Source organism: Pedobacter sp. WC2501, assembly GCF_052682415.1.
In genome coordinates, this window is the sequence record NZ_JBQZFI010000001.1 from 3995091 (window position 1) to 4011894 (window position 16804).

Genomic DNA, 16804 nt, shown 5'->3' on the forward strand with positions numbered 1-16804 from the left:
CATGAGGTTTAAACTTTTACTAGGCATTTTATCTTTGACATTGGTCGCATACAGCGAAAGTTTTGCGCAACAAAACAACCATACTTTGTGGTATACTAAACCCGCAGAAAAATGGACAGATGCTTTACCAATTGGTAACGGCCGCATTGGCGCTATGATTTTTGCAGGCCCAATGGTTGATCATATTCAGTTTAACGAAGAAACCTTATGGACAGGGAAACCAAGGGATTACAACCGCAAAGGAGCCTTTAAATATTTAAACGACATTAGAGAACTGCTTTTTGAGGGCAAACAAAAAGAAGCCGAAACTCTTGCTCAGGCAGAATTTATGGGACTGCAAAGCGAACCAGGCGACAGGAATGCCTGGGTAACCCAAATGAAAAACAGGAAGGGCATTCAGGGCAACCCTGCGTTAGCCAGTTTCGATGATAAACTTTGGAAAAGCATTAAAGCACCTGCCTTTAATGGCTGGGAGACTGTAGGTTTAGCCAATTTAGACGGTGCAGTGTGGTTTAGAACAAGTTTTGATGTTCCCGCAAATTGGATTGGAAAAGATCTGGTAATTGATCTTAACCGCATTCGTGATCAGGATTTCACTTATATCAATGGCCAACTGGTTGGCAATACTGATAATAGTGATCCCAGAAAATATACCATTCCTGCAAAGCTGATCAAAAAGGGGAAAAATACAATTGCCATCCAGGTACTCAACTATTTCGATAAAGGCGGTTTAGTAGGTTATAAGGATACTTCAAAAAAAATAGGCATTTATCCTGTGGGCAGCAGTGTTGAGCAGGGCATTTCATTGGTCAAAGCGTGGAAATATAAAATCCAGGATGAAGATCCGCCTGCCGTTCCTCAATATCAGGAAAGTTACCAACCGTTTGGCGATCTGAACTTATACTTTAAACTTAACAAATCGCTGGTGAGCAATTATAAACGCTCGCTTGATATCAGCACTGCTATTGCTAAAACTACCTTTACCAGCAATGGAATAAATTATCAGCGCGAATATTTTGCCAGCCAGCCTGATCAGGCTATAGTTATTCATTTAACTGCCGATAAATCTAAAGCCATCAGTTTTGATGCCGAATTATCGAGCCCTCACCGCAAGTCGGCTGTTAAAAAACTGGATAACCAGACGCTGGCTTTGACTGTGGCGGTTAAAAGTGGTGTATTAAAAGGAGAAAGCAGGTTAACAGCCATTATTAAAAAAGGCAACTTAAAAATCGCAAATGGAAAAATCAGTATAAATCAGGCAGATGAAGTAATGCTTTATTTAACTGCGGGTACCAATTTTATTAATGCACAGGATGTTTCCGGTAACCCCTCAACGGCCAATGTTAATGCACTTAACAATTTAAAAGGTAAAGCGTACACTGAAATTAAACAGAAACACATTAAAGAATATCAAACCTATTATAACAACTTTAGTGTTGATTTTGGACGTTCGGAGAATGAAAACCTGCCAACAGATGAAAGATTGGAAAAATTTGCGAGCGCTGATGATCCTGCATTTGCAGCGCTTTATATGCAATACGGTCGGTATTTATTGATTTCGAGTTCCAGGCCAGGAACACAGCCTGCTAATCTTCAAGGGATTTGGAATGACCTGCTTACACCGCCCTGGGGAAGTAAGTACACCACGAATATTAACCTCGAAATGAACTATTGGCCCACCGAAATCCTCAATTTATCAGCCTTAAACGAACCACTTTTTAATAAAATTAAAGGCTTATCAAAAACTGGTGCTGAAACGGCAAAAGCATATTATAATGCCCGTGGCTGGGTGTTACACCACAATACTGATTTATGGAACGGTACAGCCCCGATTAATGCTTCCGATCATGGCATTTGGGTAAGTGGTGGTGCTTGGCTAAGTCAGCATTTGTGGGAACATTATCAATTTAGTAAAGACCGTAAATTCCTGGAGACAGAGGCTTATCCCTTAATGAAACAGGCTGCTTTGTTTTTTGAGGATTTTTTAGTGAAAGACCCAAAAACAGGCTGGTTGATCAGTACACCATCCAATTCGCCCGAAAATGGTGGTTTAGTAGCTGGTCCTACAATGGATCACCAGATTATCAGATCGTTATTCAGAAACTGTATTGCTGCTGCCGGGGTATTGAATGTAGATGAAGATTTTAGAAAATCCCTGACAGAGAAAATTAAACAAATTGCTCCAAATCAAATTGGGAAATACGGCCAACTGCAGGAATGGCTGGAAGATAAAGGCGATACGACCAATAAACACCGTCACGTTTCTCATTTATGGGGTGTTTATCCAGGAAATGATATTACCTGGGACAACAACGAAAAGATGATGCAGGCGGCGAAGCAATCGCTGCTCTATCGGGGAGATGATGCTACGGGCTGGAGTTTAGCCTGGAAAATAAATTTCTGGGCACGGTTTAAGGATGGCGACCATGCGATGAAACTGATCAAAATGTTAATTAAACCAGCCCATAATGGTGCAGGTTCTTATGTCAATCTCTTTGATGCACATCCTCCGTTTCAGATTGATGGAAATTTTGGTGGTGCAGCAGGAATTGCTGAAATGATTCTGCAAAGCCATCAGGGTTATCTTGATATTTTACCGGCTTTGCCAGCAGCTATTCCAAATGGAGAAATTAAAGGCTTGCAGGCACGTGGTGGATTTGAACTGGATTTGAGATGGAAAAACGGCTTACTGACCTCGCTGATCATAAAATCTAAAGCAGGTGGAAACTGTAAAGTTCATTATAAAAACAACAAAATAAGTTTTGAAACCAAAATGGGTGAGACTTATAAACTGAATGGAGATTTGAAATGACAAGAGACTTTAAAGGTATTTCAAATGTTGTGAGGTCCGTGGGGACACGTACCTCGGCTATAGAACGGAGATTTGAAAGCGCAATGATTTTACTTACGAAATCTAAAGGGACTGAGCGAAGGAAGATTTCGTCAGTATTTAACATGCTTCAAACTTCCGAAGTTTGCCAGCTAACAGCCATATTAAACTTCGGAAGAAATCAAGCCGCGCGCCATGGTTCGTGTCTCCACGAACCAATAACCTACTCAAATTTTACGCGGGAACTTTTACTATCTTTTTGCGCTATTTTCTTACTGGGCATCAATTTCGTTCATGCCCAAAGTTCAACCAGAAAAGATATTTCCTTAAACTCCAATTGGCTCAGCATTGCCGATGAAAAAAGCGAAAATACTTATGATGGCTTTCAAGTAGCTGCTTATAACACCCAAAACTGGAAAAAGGTAAATGTACCCCATAACTGGGATCAATATGAAGGCTATCAACGCAAACTTCATGGCAATAAACATGGTTATGCCTGGTACCGAAAAACATTCAAAACCAATGAAATTAAACCAGGCAAAAGGTTCTTTTTATACTTTGAAGGCGTGGGTTCTTATGCAACTGTCTGGTTAAATGGTAAAAAAGTAGGCTATCATGCGGGTGGAAGAACAACTTTTACATTAGATGTTACTGCTGCAATTAGGCTGAATAATCAGGAAAATATTTTGGCCGTTCGTGCCGATCATCCCGCAAATATTCAGGATTTACCCTGGGTAGATGGCGGTTGCTCAACAGAACGTGGTTTTTCAGAAGGTTCGCAACCCATGGGAATTTTCCGTCCGGTGCATTTAATTGTGACCAACGATATCCGTGTTGAACCATTTGGTATCCACATCTGGAACGACAATAAAATTTCAGATAAAGCCGCAGTATTAAACCTGAGTACGAGTATAAAAAACTATGCTTTAAAGCCAAAAAATGTATCGGTAATTAACCGGTTGTTTGATTCAGGCGGAAAGCTAGTTAAGGAAATTAAAAAAACGCTGATTGTTCCCGCAGGGAAAGAAATCCAGATTGATCAACAAACCGACAAAATCATCAATCCAAAACTTTGGTCTCTGGAAAGTCCATATCTCTATAGGCTGCAAACCACCATCATTGAGAATGGAAAAATTGTAGATGAACTTAAAACACCTTACGGCATCCGTTGGATCAGCTGGCCTATAGGCGATCAGGCCAATCAAAAGCAATTTTTATTAAACGGAAATCCAGTTTTTATTAACGGAATAGCAGAATACGAGCATTTAATAGGGCAGAGTCATGCTTTTAGTAAGGAACAAATCAGATCGAGGGTGATGCAGATTAAAGCAGCAGGTTTTAATGCCTTCCGCGATGCGCACCAGCCACACAATTTATTGTATTCTGATTATTGGGACAAGGAGGGGATTTTGTGCTGGACGCAAATGGCGGCCCACATCTGGTACGATACGCCCGAATTCAGGAAGAATTTTAAAGCACTTTTAACTGACTGGGTAAAAGAAAGAAGAAACAATCCTTCGGTAGTGTTATGGGGATTGGAAAATGAAAGTACCCTGCCCGAAGATTTCGCAAAAGAATGTACTGAACTAATCCGGAAACTGGATCCAACTGCTTCTTCACAAAGAAAAGTAACTACCTGTAATGGGGGTAAAGGAACCGATTGGGATGTGCCCCAAAACTGGACAGGTACTTATGGGGGCAATCCTTTAACTTATGGCGAAGACTTACTAAGACAGGTTTTAGTGGGAGAATATGGCGCCTGGAGAACCATTGGCCTGCATGATGTTGATGCGGCTGGTAAAAGTTATACCGAAAACAAAATGACAGATTTAATGGAAACTAAGGTGCGCCTGGCCGAATCGGTAAAAGATAAAACAGCTGGTCATTTTTTCTGGCTTTACAGCTCGCATGATAACCCGGGAAGGGTACAGGGAGGCGAGGGTTTAAGGGATCTGGATCGGATCGGACCCGTAAATTACAAAGGCATGTTTACGCCCTGGGAAGAGCCTACAGATGTTTTTTACATGTTCCGGTCTAATTATGCGCCCAAACAAACTGAACCTATGGTTTACATTGTTTCGCACACCTGGCCAAACCGCTGGATAAAACCTGGCATCAAAGATAGTGTAGTGGTGTATTCTAACTGTGATGAAGTAGAACTTTTTAATGATGTAAACGGACAGTCATTAGGCAAGAAAAAACGTGGGGCAATTGGTACGCATTTTCAATGGGACAAGCCGAATATTCAGTATAACGTTTTGTATGCTATAGGTTATGTTAACGGGAAAGCTGTAGCTAAAGATCAGATCATTTTACAGAACTTGCCACAAAGCCCTAATTTCAACCTGTTGGTTACCGATAAGAAAATAATCAATCCTGAAAATGGTTATCATTATGTTTATCGTTTAAACTGTGGAGGAGGCGATTATACCGATGTGAATGGCAATCAATGGTTCGCCGACCGGAATTTAACTTCGGCTGATCGTTTTGGTTCTACCTCATGGACGGCTAATTTTCCAGGTGTACCCGATTTTTTCGCCAGTCAACGCCGTACTTTTCAACCTATTAATGGCACTAAAGACTGGAAGCTTTTTCAAAGTTTCAGATATGGCAGAGGCCAGTTAAAATATCACTTTCCATTGCCAGATGGAGAATATTTGGTTGAACTTTATTTCATTGAACCCTGGCTGGGAATTGGCGGCGGTTTTGATGCCAAAGCCATGCGTTTATTTGATGTGGCCTTTAATGGAAAAACGGTTATTAAAGATTTAGATATCTGGAAAGAAGCCAGCAGCAATACATTATTGAAGAAAACAATCAAAACTTCAATCAAAGGTGGCTTTTTGGATATTAATTTCCCTGAGGTGAAAGTGGGGCAGGCGATAATTTCGGGTATTGCCATAGCCAGTTTAAATCGAAATATTAAGCCTGCATCAGCAAGCAATTCGCTTTTAATGAAAATAAAAAATGCCGAATTAAACAGCTGGCTGGATATTGGAGACGAGCAATTTAAAGGAGAGAAATCAGCATTTACTGATTTGCCTTCAAATTTATATGGCGCTGAATGGCTAAAAGCCACAGGTGGACAGAAAAGCATCGAATTTACCGCTACTGATAGTGTTGATGCCTTTATTACACTAAATAAAAACAGCAGTATTCCGCAGGGATTTGAAAATACGAAAAGCATTTTGGGCAACAGCCGAGATGAAACGTTTGATCTTTATCGCAAAAGACTTGTCCGCAACGAAAGAATCATTTTTGATAGCAGGGTGACCAGCGTTTTTATGTTGCCCGTTACCCATTTACAACCTGCTTACGATTTAAAAACGACCACAAGCTACAAAGCGACTGATGGCATTTTAGAGGGGAAAGATATTGTAAAAGCAGTATTGATGAACAAACAGCGCGTAATTTTTAATGCTGCCAATCAGGGAAGCCTCACCTGGAATATTTCAGTTGGCGTTGCTGATACCTACTCTCTAACCATTAAATACCATAACCCATCCAATCAGCCACTGAAAGCTAAACTGGAATTTTTATCGGCAGATGGAACCTTAATGAAAACAGAAATAGCAGAATTTGCCCCTACAAAAGAGGGGAAATGGAATTACCTGAACACCAATACCGGAAGCATGATTAATGCCGGAAGTTACCAGTTGCGCTTAACCGCCACAGAAACCAAAGGCTTGACAGTTGATGTTTTAGATGTTCAATAAGATAAGATGGTATAATATGTGGCCAAAATCTTATATTAATGATGATATTTAGCGATGCATATTTGTTTTAACCAAATTAATAAACGAGCCAACAAGTAATGAAAGGTCTACCTGTATTCGATCTTGCGATCATCTTCATTTACCTTGTTGGGATGATATTAGTTGGGGTTTATTTTTCGCGAAAAAATAAAAACTCCGAGCAATTTACAAAAGCTTCGGGCCTGATCCCCGGATGGGCGATAGGTTTATCTATTTATGCAACATTTTTAAGTAGTAACACTTTTTTGGGCGTGCCTGGTAAATCTTTTGGCAGCAACTGGAATGCATTTGTATTCAGTATTTCGATGCCATTGGCTGCGTGGGTAGCTTCTAAATATTTTGTGCCATTTTACCGCAATAGCGGAGAAATATCAGCTTATACCCATTTAGAAAAACGTTTCGGCGCATGGGCAAGGGTATATGCGGTAGTTTGTTTTCTGTTGACGCAGTTGGCCAGAATGGGGTCTATATTTTTCGGAATTGCGCTGAGCCTGCAGGCACTTACAGGCTTTTCCATGCAGATGATTATGATTGTAATGGGGATCTGTATCATTGTTTATACCGTTTTAGGAGGAATTGAAGCGGTAATATGGACAGAAGTGGTACAGGCGATTGTGAAAACCCTTGGTGCGCTACTCATTCTATATCTGATTATTACGAATATGCCGGGAGGTGTATCAAAGATTGTAGAGATTGGAAAATCTGCCGATAAATTTAGCCTGGGCAGTTTTAAATTCGATTTTGTCGGATCGTCGTTCTGGGTGGTTTTGCTTTATGGTTTTTTTATCAATCTGAACAATTTTGGAATGGATCAGAATTATATTCAGCGTTACCATACCGCATCATCAGGTAAAGCGGCTTCGAAATCAATCTGGTTATGTGTATGGTTATACATCCCTGCTTCACTGCTGTTTTTCATTATAGGATCTTGCTTGTTTGCTTACTATGAGGTTAATCCGGAATTGGTGCAGTCGATCAAACACCAGGTAGCTGTTGAGCGTTTGCCGATACATGCTTCGGCAGCAGAGGTCTTAAGAGTACAGAACGCGTTGGTTCCATCAGATTATGGAGATAAAATAATGCCGCATTTTATGGTGACCAAGATTCCGGCTGGTTTGGTTGGACTGATTGTTTCGGCCATTTTATCTGCAGCCATGAGTACCATTAGTTCTGGAATGAACGCTTCGGCAACCGTGTTTTCAGTAGATATTTACAAAAGGTATTTCAAACCCGACATCACCGAAAAACAAAATTTATCGCTGTTACATCTGGCTACGGTAGGATTTGGCTTGCTGGGCATGGTTGCAGGAATTGCCATGATCGGTGTAAAAAGCATTTTGGATGTTTGGTGGGAATTATCAGGCATTTTTGCGGCCGGTATGCTGGGGTTGTTTTTACTTGGGATTATTAGCAGGCAAACCAAAAACCATGAAGCCATTACTGCAACCATTATCGGTATTGCTGTAATTATATGGATGACATTTTCTTCACTTCTTCCTCCGGAATATGAAGTTTTTAAAAATCCTTTACATAAAAATATGATCATCGTAATTGGTACTTTAACCATTTTTTTAACAGGACTTTTCCTGACAAAAATTAAAAACAAAAAGATAAAAACAGTCAAATAAGCTCATTCAGAACTTTTTAGAGACAAAAAATATAGCACATTTACCATATCAAATTATAATGGAAAACTCACAAAAAGGGTTCATCCCGGTTATGCTCACGCCATTTTTGAGCAATGGGAACATCGATTATCCTGCTTTAACACAACTTACGGAGATTTATTTACAGGCAGGGGCTTCAGGTTTGTTTGCCAATTGCCTCTCGAGCGAGATGTTCGAATTGAGTGATAAAGAAAGAATTCAGGTTATAAAACATGTGGTAAAAGTGGCAAATGGTGCCGTACCTGTTGTAGCCACCGGAACCTTTGGCGGTGAAATTGCCAAACAAGCTGATTTTATAAAAGAAGTAAGCGATGCAGGTGTAGAAGCTGTAATTGCCATTACCAGTTTATTGGCCAATGAAGCGGAAAGCGATGAAATATTTAACGCCCGAGTGTTCGATCTGCTGCGTCAAACGGATGAAATTCCGATGGGTTTTTACGAATGCCCTGTACCCTACAAAAGAGTATTAAAGCCACAGCAACTGGCCGATTTTGTCGCCACAGGAAGGGTAATTTACCATAAAGATACCAGCCTGGATCTTAATCAGATAAAAGAAAAACTCAAACTCACCGAGGGGTATGCTTTTGGCTTGTACGATGCCTATATGGTTCACGCAGTAGAATCATTGAAGGCAGGCGCTTCAGGATTATCCTGTATTCAGGGTAATTACTTTCCGGAGTTAATTGTTTGGTTATGTGATCATTATAATGATGAATTGCTTAACGAAGAGGTACAGGCTGTGCAGCAGTTTTTGATCGATAATATGGAGGTGATGCATCATGTTTATCCAGTAGTATCCAAATATTTTCTGCAAAAACGAGGTTTAAACATTTCGACTTTTACACGCAGAAATGTTGGTGCATTTACAAGTAGTGAAGTAAAAGGAATGGAAACCTTATTTGATGATTACACCTCGTTACGCAATAATTTGAATATTAAGGTTTTTATATGATATTCTTCAAACCTCGCAGGTTTGAACTAGAAAGACGTTTGCGCTCGTTTCCAAACGAGCGCAAAAATAGTTAAACGATTCTATCGTTTGTAACCGATAAACTATTCAACGCTCGTTAGAAACGAGCGTTAGCGAAACGATCGCGAATGAAATTTAATTCAAATATTTCCTTTTATAATCCAAAGGAGTCATCCCGGTTACCTTTTTAAAGTGCCTGTAAAAATTAGATACATTGTTGAAGCCGCAATCAAAACAGATCATTTCGGTGGGTAGTTTATTCTCAATCAAGAAACGACAGGCATGACTTACCCGGATCTCAATCAGAAAATCATAATAGGTTTTTTTCGTCATTAATTTAAAATAACGGCAGAAAGAAGTCACGCTTAAATTGCTTAACGACGCCACTTCCTCTAAAGTAATATCCTTTTTATAATTACTAAGCGTATAATTGCAGATTTTATTGATGCGTAGAGTTTCTGATTCGTTCGATTGGTAAAAAGTATTTTTACTGGTTACAATGGTCGAATATTCATCCGTTTCTGCCAGCGTTTTTAATATCGAAAGTAAAATGATAATGCGGTCTAAATTCGTTGCATCAACAGCTGCCCGCATTAAATCAACCAGTTTATCTTTAGCCTTACCTTTAATTACCATGCCACTTTTGGCTTTTTCGAACAATTTAGGGATCAGGTAAGCTTCTGGCAAAGTAAGCAGGTATTTGCCTAAACAATCAGGCAAAAAATGGATTACCATGGCTTCCGTTGTCAGGTCTGGATTGTTCTGAAAATACTCATCCTTGCAGCGCCAGGTGTGGGGCAGGTTTTCACCCAGCAATACCATTTCATCAGGCACAAAATTACTGATGTTATCGCCGATAAAGCGGACACCTTCACCTTTGATTACATAATGAAGTTCCAGTTCAGGATGATAATGCCAGATGTTCCCAAAATCGGGTTTAATGTCGTGGCGGATACTAAAAGAACTTTGTAAAGTAATGGGGACTTTATGAAAATGGGGTTTCATCTCAGGGTTAAAATATTTGGTTAGCACCGCAACAATCAACTCAACTCAATTTGTACAGCAGGCCTAAAGTTAAACAGTTAAATGATAATATCCTATATTAATTGGCTAAAAACCATTAGAAAATAGTGTTTTTCTATGTAGAGTTTTGTGTAAGGCCCGATAGGCGTAACCAAATTACAAATCGACAAATTATTTTCCTATAAATTTTTTGTTTATTAATAAATTATGAGACAAGGGAAAACAACCAAAAATTCTACTAATTTAGGCTGCGTATTTAAACATGCTCATCATCAAAACTGTTGGTAGTGGGATGGATCCCGTTTAAAAATTTTATGCTTCAAAAATTGCAAATTCCATTAAAAATATATTCAATTAAAATATCAAATACATGAAATCATCCATTTTGGCCTTATTGTTAACATTCTCCGGTATGACAGCCATTTTTGCACAGACGAATGCCGCTGCCGATAAAGAAACCTATACCAAAATGATTACCGATCGTGCTGCTAAAATTGTGACCAATTTAGGCCTTAACGATGCCAGGAAAACAGAAAAAGTTACGGTAATTGTGCGCGATCAGTACAGCGATCTGAATGATATTTATGCTGCGCGTGATGCCAGGGTTAAAGAAATTAAAGAAAGAAATAAAGATAATAAGGTAGAGCGCGACTCGGCACTTGCAAAAGATGGACGTATTGTAGAAAAAGCTTTAAACAAACTGCATAAAAAATACATCAACAAACTTTCTGCTCAACTAACTAATGAGCAGGTGGAGCTGGTTAAAAACGGCATGACTTATAATGTGTTGCCTATCACTTATAAAGCTTATCAGGAAGAAATTTTAACACTGACAGAAGATCAGAAAAAACAGATCCTAATCTGGTTAACCGAGGCGCGGGAGCATGCCATGGATGCAGAATCATCTGATAAAAAACATGCATGGTTCGGGAAATACAAAGGCCGCATCAATAACTATCTTTCAGCAGCTGGTTATGACCTTAAAAAAGAAGGTATAGAATGGGAGAAGCGTAGAAAAGCAAAAACACAAACAAATTAGCACCAATAGCAAAGCGTCAATAAGGGGGGGGGGTGTTTTTTATTCAGGAATATTTCATTTATATATGAATTTATATTTAAATTGTATAATGAATAAAATTACTAAAAAACTTATAAAGAGCAGGTTATTTTTTAATTGATAAAATTGCAGAATTACCAGCATTATTTAGTTTGAAAAGATAGATTTTACAACATTAATGTAAAATTTAAATATTATTCTAACCAATAATTTTTTAATCTAAAAATAAAATATGAGCAACCACAAAGACAATTAATGGTAGATAGATTTTTAAGATAACGCGATCTAACTCTTTTGCCTAACTAGCAAGCTGTAAAAGCAAATAACAAACAAACCCATCCTTAACCGGAAACACTATTGAATAAACTGTATAGAACAATTGTCTCTTTACAGCTTATTTATGCTGAATGAAATTGATCAGGCTAAATGCATGATTGATGTCAGATTAGCTGTATTAGTAAAAAAAAAACTAACCAAATAACAAATATGAACTCAAAATTTTTACGAAAAACCTCATGGGTTTTAGTGCTCATGCTATTCACATGTGCCGCTGTTTTTGCGCAACAAAAACAGATTACCGGTAAGGTGGTAGACAAAAAAGACGGGCAACCCATTCCGGGTGTAACTGTCGGGATACGTGGCAAAACCAACAACGTAAGCACCAATGATAAAGGTGAATTTGCACTGATTGCCGATCCTGCCACTGATGCATTAGTATTTTCTTATGTTGGCTTTATCAGGCAAACTATTCCGTTGGCCGGAAAAACCAGTCTAACGGTAAATTTTGTAGAAGACAGTCAGAATTTAGATCAGGATGCCGTTGTGGTTATCGGTTACGGAACGAAGAAACGGAGTGAGATTTTAGGGTCGGTAGCCAACATCAGGGCTGAAGAAATTCAGGATTTACCCGTACCAAATATTGCGGCTGCACTTCGGAATAAGATTGCAGGTGTAGGTGTTAACTCCGTTTCAGGCAAACCCGGCTCGTCGGTTACCATAAATATCAGAGGAGCATCAAGATCGGAGCAATCTGCTTTACTTGGAGCCACCACAGAACCATTATACGTAATTGATGGGATTACAGTTACCCGCGATGATTTCGATAATTTAGATCTAACCATGGTTGAAGATATCTCCTTCCTGAAAGATGCTTCAGCAGCCATTTATGGTGCATCGGGTGCCAAGGGAGTAGTTTTGATTACCACTAAAAAAGGAAAAAGAGGAAAACCCCAAATCAGTTATACCGGGTTTTTAGGTTTTTCTGATAATGCAGCAAATGTAGATATGCTTTCTGCCTACGAGCATGCCCAGCTGCTGAATGATGGTTATAGGATTTCAAATGCGCCGACTTCTTCTATTTTCTCTGCCGCAGATTTAGAACAACTAAAAAATAGCAATATTAAAGGTTGGTTTGATGAATTGTGGAAGGTTTCTAAGGTAAACCGGCATAATATGAATGTTTCCGGTGGGTCTGAAGCGATCACTTTTTTTGCCGGAGGAAATTATTATGATGAATCTGGTAACTATGGTGGTATCAACTACAGTAAATATGCTTTCAGGTCAGGCATGAATGCTAAAATTATGGATGGGCTAACAGCTACTGTTACCTTAAATGCAGATTTTTCGAAAAAGACAAGTGATACCTATAAAAATGGTGGAGAAAACGACCAGGCTTTTTTCCAACAGTTAATTACAACACCTAAATGGGTGCCGATTCAAATTGATGGTAAACCAATTAATTACAATAACAGTACCAATCCACTCGCTGTTGTAAATTCAGGAAACAATATTTTCGATAAATCTCAAGGCCTAGCGTTAAATGCTTCAGTTGATTATAAGCCAAAATTTATCCCTGGTTTAACCGGGCGCCTGCAATTTGGTAAAAATAACCGAAGCGGCACAAGTGGCCAATATGTTCCGCCATATACGGTCTATAATTTCAAAACAACCGGGCAAAACAGTTTACTTTATACCAACGAAGTTGTAAGTACAATTACAGCAGTAGGGGCCGCAAATACGCAGCTTTCTTCGGGTACAAACTCATCTTCAAGTTACCAGGCTATCGCATCACTAAATTACGACAGGACATTTGGAAAACATAGCCTGAATGTGTTAGCTGCTTTCGATCAATCAGAGGGTGTAAATGAGCAACTGAATGTATACTGGAGAAATCAGGTTTTACCAGATATTGACGAATATTGGGGTTTCGACCACTCAACTTTCACATTACAAAACAAAAGCATTTTCGAATCGGTTCAGCGTTCTTACATTGGCAGGTTAAATTATGATTATGGTAAAAAATATTTTATTGAAGCAATTGCCCGTATGGATGCATCTTCAAATTTTGCACCTGGCAACCGCTGGGGCTTGTTTCCAAGTGTTGGTTTAGGATGGGCGATAAGTGAAGAAGATTTCTTTAAAGACAATGTCAAATTTGTAGACCGATTAAAAGTTAGGGCCAATTATGGATTGGTGGGAGAAAGCAGGATTAATGCTAGGTTATGGCAATCGAGATATACTGTTGATCCCGCAGGATACCTGTATAATGAAACATTAAATGGTGGACTCAATCCTGAGATCATGCCTAATCCTGATATTACCTGGGAAAAAGCACGTACATTCAACTTAGGTGTAGACGCCTCCTTCTTAAAAAATAGCATCAATTTCACTTACGAATTTTATCATAGGTATTCATACGATATGTTTGATAAAGGGAACAACGAAAATTTCCCGATGTATGCAGGTTTTGAAGCACCATTGTTAAATTACCAGCAACGTACCAATTGGGGGCATGAGTTTTCAATAGGTTATAAAGCAAAAATTGACAAAAACTGGGGCGTAAATACCGATATTCTCTTTGGTTTTGCCAATAGCCGGATTGACCAGATGTTTTATAATGAATTTCAGCTATGGGATATTACCTATCCTGATTTAAAATACCAATTCGGAACAGATCCCAATAAATATAACAGTGGCAACTATGGATTGATTTCGAAGGGGATGCTGAGAACACAGGCGGATGTAGATGCACTTCTCAATCAATATCCAACATATACGATTAACAACAAGGTACCACAGGTTGGCTGGTTGTATTATGAAGATACGAACGGCGATGGAAAAATTACCGAAAAAGATCAGGTTCCGATGTTCGAGTCTACCAATTCTTTCGGTATTGGCTTTAATGTGGCCGTCTCTTACAAAACATTGAGTTTAAGTACAAACTTTGTAACCAGGTTTGGCGGAAAGGTGTTTTTTGATAGCAAATCAAAAGCACCTGCAAGTACAACGGTTAATGTTCCGGCTTATTGGCGCGATCACTGGACAGCTGAAAACCCAAATGCAGAATTTCCAAGGTATGATGATGCCGGTATAGCAGCAGGTTGGAATTCAACTTTCTGGGCCAGAAGCGGCACCATGATCAGGATCAACAACATGACCTTAACCTATAAGATGCCAAAAAGCTTGCTGAGCAGGGTTGGCTTAGCAGATTCTCGCTTGGTTTTAACAGGAAATAACCTATGGACTATCGTAAATCCGCTTAAATACAAAGATCCGTACTCTTCAACAATTTATGACTATCCAACTTTAAGGACAATTTCCTTAGGCTTGAATATAAGTTTATAAAGGTTACAAACTTAAAATCTGAATAATGAAATTTATATATAAAAATACTTTGGCAATAGCCATGTTTGCCCTGCTGATGGCATCTTTTTCGGGATGCAAGAAAGATTTCTTCGATATAAAAGACAGAAATGGGATTGACTCCAGGATATGGGACAATGAAGGGGCTATACAGTTTCTGTTAAATGATACCTATGATGTTGTTATGCCTGATTTCCCTTACGAATTGGCTGCAAACAATGTAATATACGCAAGTGATGAAGACCGTCTTTCTTCATCAGAAAGTATTATGCGTAAAGCAATTGGCGTAAATGGTACCCTAACTTCTAATGATGTGAAGTTTATTGCTACGAAATATCAGGGAGTCAAAGGGGATAACAGGTATTTCGACATTGCACGCTGTAACGTTGCCATCAAGGAAATTCCTGGAGGCAACCTGGCACAAGATTCAAAAAATAAACTGCGGGGACAATTTTTTGCACTAAGGGCACTCTCTTATTTTGAATTGACCCGACTGTATGGTGGTGTTCCATTGGTACTTACCCCGCAAAATCCAGATAATGTTGAGTTAACTGGAAGAGCCAGCGCATCAGCATGTTTTAAGTCTATTGTAAGTGATTTGGATTCTGCAATGGTTTTGTTAAATAATGTAACCTGGAATGATGGAAATGAGCGTGGTAAATTTACCCGTAAGGCAGCGGCCGCATTAAAAGGCAGGGTATTGTTATACTGGGCAAGTCCACAGTTTAATCCTTTAGATGATCCTTCACATCCTTTTGATCAAAGCAGGTGGGCCACGGCATATCAGGCCTGTAAAGAAGCTTATGATATATGCAAAGCTTCAGGCAACAGTTTATTGCCGAACTACGGAGATATTTTTTTAAAGGAAGGAACCAGTAATACTGAAGCTATAATTGTGCGTTCTTATTCTAATAAAGTTGAAAAAAGAGGTCAAAATGTAGAAGCCAAAGCAAGACCAACAGAAGAGGGTGGTGGTGCATCCGCATTTGTTCCGACCTTAAATCTTGTAAACACTTATACCATGAAGGACGGAGTTCCGGTTGGGCAGGCCAGCTCGTTCACTTACGATCCGGTGCTGTTTTGGGTAAACCGCGATCCAAGATTGGATGCTACGATCGCTTACAACGGAAGCAGCTGGAAATTAAGTGGCGCAAGCAGCAGGAGACAATGGAATTATATTTCAAATATTACCGAACCATCGCCACAGGGTTTTTACATGAAACGATTTTGCGATCCTGAACTGGTGAAAGGAGCTGTGGCATATGCCAATGATTTTGGAGGGAATGGTTTAGACTGGATAGAATTGCGTTATGCTGAAGTGATTATGAACCTGGCAGAATGTGCCAATGAAACAGGTAACCTTAATGAAGCACAAAATTTGGTAAAAGAAATCAGAGTCCGTGCCGGTATTCAGGCCGGAACAAAAAATTACGGACTAGACCTGGCTTCATCGAAATTACTCATGCGTGATTTGATACTGAAAGAAAGAATGGTGGAATTTGCGTTCGAAGGTAAACGTGCCTACGATTTAAGACGCACCAGAAATTACCATCTTTTACAAGGCACAATGCAAACCATACAATGGGAAACAAAATCTGCAGTACTGAAAACCGAGCTTGAAGGAGTTACCGCAAATGGAACACGTTTTAGAGAAGGAGTTAATATCAATGATAAAACATCTTTTGAGAAATACTTCAAAACTACAATATTAAACCAGGGTGCAACAGGTTTCAGTATACCAGAAACCTATTATTTTTATGCTTTGCCATCAACATTTATGAATTCCAGTCCACTATTGGAGCAAACAATTGGTTGGGATGGCGGCACTTTTGATCCTTTAAAATAATTCTTTATTTAAAC

Annotated in this window: 8 protein-coding genes; 7 read left to right on the forward strand and 1 reads right to left on the reverse strand. The window is 39.2% G+C overall.

All coding sequences use genetic code 11. From position 1 onward, the window contains the following. The first annotated feature begins 1 nt into the window (after window position 1). The 4 genes from ACUN24_RS16935 to ACUN24_RS16950 all read left to right on the forward strand — a co-directional run bounded on the left by ACUN24_RS16935 (window position 2) and on the right by ACUN24_RS16950 (window position 9204). Window positions 2-2812, forward strand: coding sequence for a glycosyl hydrolase family 95 catalytic domain-containing protein (locus ACUN24_RS16935; protein WP_445563563.1), 2811 nt, complete (start codon window positions 2-4; stop codon window positions 2810-2812). Between the two features lie 143 nt (window positions 2813-2955). Continuing rightward, window positions 2956-6546, forward strand: a complete 3591-nt coding sequence (locus ACUN24_RS16940; RefSeq protein ID WP_445563564.1) for a malectin domain-containing carbohydrate-binding protein — start codon at window positions 2956-2958, stop codon at window positions 6544-6546. Window positions 6547-6644: 98 nt separating this feature from the next. Then, on the forward strand, window positions 6645-8213 hold the full coding sequence (locus ACUN24_RS16945) for a sodium:solute symporter (RefSeq protein ID WP_445563565.1): 1569 nt from the start codon (window positions 6645-6647) through the stop codon (window positions 8211-8213). A 58-nt stretch (window positions 8214-8271) separates the two neighbouring features. Next, entirely contained in the window at window positions 8272-9204 is a 933-nt protein-coding gene (locus ACUN24_RS16950) for a dihydrodipicolinate synthase family protein (RefSeq protein ID WP_445563566.1), read from the forward strand. Window positions 9205-9357: 153 nt separating this feature from the next. On the opposite strand, the gene ACUN24_RS16955 is transcribed toward ACUN24_RS16950, so the two are convergent. After that, window positions 9358-10227: an AraC family transcriptional regulator gene (locus tag ACUN24_RS16955; RefSeq protein WP_445563567.1), complete on the reverse strand. Its 870-nt coding sequence runs from the start codon at window positions 10225-10227 to the stop codon at window positions 9358-9360. Window positions 10228-10615: 388 nt separating this feature from the next. Between ACUN24_RS16955 and ACUN24_RS16960 the strand changes: the two genes are divergently transcribed. The 3 genes from ACUN24_RS16960 to ACUN24_RS16970 all read left to right on the forward strand — a co-directional run bounded on the left by ACUN24_RS16960 (window position 10616) and on the right by ACUN24_RS16970 (window position 16790). Then, complete coding sequence (locus ACUN24_RS16960; RefSeq protein ID WP_445563568.1) at window positions 10616-11284, forward strand: DUF3826 domain-containing protein; 669 nt, start codon at window positions 10616-10618, stop codon at window positions 11282-11284. A gap of 504 nt (window positions 11285-11788) precedes the next feature. Further along, complete coding sequence (locus ACUN24_RS16965) at window positions 11789-14926, forward strand: SusC/RagA family TonB-linked outer membrane protein (RefSeq protein WP_445563569.1); 3138 nt, start codon at window positions 11789-11791, stop codon at window positions 14924-14926. A 25-nt stretch (window positions 14927-14951) separates the two neighbouring features. Then, entirely contained in the window at window positions 14952-16790 is a 1839-nt protein-coding gene (locus ACUN24_RS16970; protein WP_445563570.1) for a RagB/SusD family nutrient uptake outer membrane protein, read from the forward strand. Window positions 16791-16804: the final 14 nt, after the last annotated feature.

Excerpts from the sequence above, each read along its gene's own strand:
- ACUN24_RS16950 (WP_445563566.1), top strand. The coding sequence starts at position 8,272 with ATGGAAAACTCACAAAAAGGGTTCATCCCGGTTATGCTCACGCCATTT.
- ACUN24_RS16940 (WP_445563564.1), top strand. The coding sequence starts at position 2,956 with ATGCTTCAAACTTCCGAAGTTTGCCAGCTAACAGCCATATTAAACTTC.
- ACUN24_RS16970 (WP_445563570.1), top strand. The coding sequence starts at position 14,952 with ATGAAATTTATATATAAAAATACTTTGGCAATAGCCATGTTTGCCCTG.
- ACUN24_RS16935 (WP_445563563.1), top strand. The coding sequence starts at position 2 with ATGAGGTTTAAACTTTTACTAGGCATTTTATCTTTGACATTGGTCGCA.
- ACUN24_RS16960 (WP_445563568.1), top strand. The coding sequence starts at position 10,616 with ATGAAATCATCCATTTTGGCCTTATTGTTAACATTCTCCGGTATGACA.
- ACUN24_RS16965 (WP_445563569.1), top strand. The coding sequence starts at position 11,789 with ATGAACTCAAAATTTTTACGAAAAACCTCATGGGTTTTAGTGCTCATG.
- ACUN24_RS16955 (WP_445563567.1), bottom strand. The coding sequence starts at position 10,227 with ATGAAACCCCATTTTCATAAAGTCCCCATTACTTTACAAAGTTCTTTT.
- ACUN24_RS16945 (WP_445563565.1), top strand. The coding sequence starts at position 6,645 with ATGAAAGGTCTACCTGTATTCGATCTTGCGATCATCTTCATTTACCTT.